The sequence below is a fragment of the Vibrio sp. 1078-1 genome, from assembly GCF_033340475.1.
In genome coordinates, this window is record NZ_JAWOWM010000321.1 from 1 (window position 1) to 720 (window position 720).

The window sequence follows — 720 nt, forward strand, 5'->3', positions numbered from 1 at the left end:
GATGGCGGCCATGGAGAAATTGCGTTACTTCGAAGCCGTCAAACAAGAACGTCAGCAGTACTTTGATGAGCTGGGCCAAATGCGTGAACAAAAATCCCGTTTGGAAACGCAGCTTCGTGAGCAGCAGGCGCGCCACGAGCAAATGAATCAGGCTAATGCGGAAAAACTGCAAATTTTAGAGCAGGCCGAAGTGCGTCTGAAACAACAGTTTGAGCACCTTGCCAATCAACTGTTTGAAGAGAAAACCGCGAAAGTCGATTTGCAAAACCGTCAAAGTTTAGAAGGGTTGTTGTCACCGTTAAAAGAGCAGTTAGAAGGTTTCAAAAAGCAAGTCAACGACAGCTTTAGCCAAGAAGCTAAAGAGCGTCATACGCTGGTGCATGAGCTGAAAAATCTGCAACGCCTCAATGAACAAATGACTCGAGAAGCCGTGAACCTGACCCAAGCGCTCAAAGGCGATAACAAACAGCAAGGTAACTGGGGTGAAGTGGTGTTGGCGCGCGTTTTAGCCGAATCGGGGCTGCGCGAAGGGCACGAGTACGAAACGCAAGTGAACCTACAGAGCGAAGCGGGTAAGCGTTACCAACCGGATGTGATTGTGCATTTGCCACAAAACAAGCAAGTGGTGGTCGATTCGAAAATGGCATTAGTGGCGTACGAGCGCTACTTCAATGCCGAAACGGATGCTGAACGCGACCGCGCGTTAAGTGCTCACCTCGC

General features: G+C 49.7%; 1 protein-coding gene. It reads left to right on the forward strand.

What is annotated here, in order from left to right:
- The coding region (rmuC, locus tag R7190_RS27345) for a DNA recombination protein RmuC (protein WP_318137865.1) at positions 1-720 on the forward strand (720 nt) is incomplete at both ends.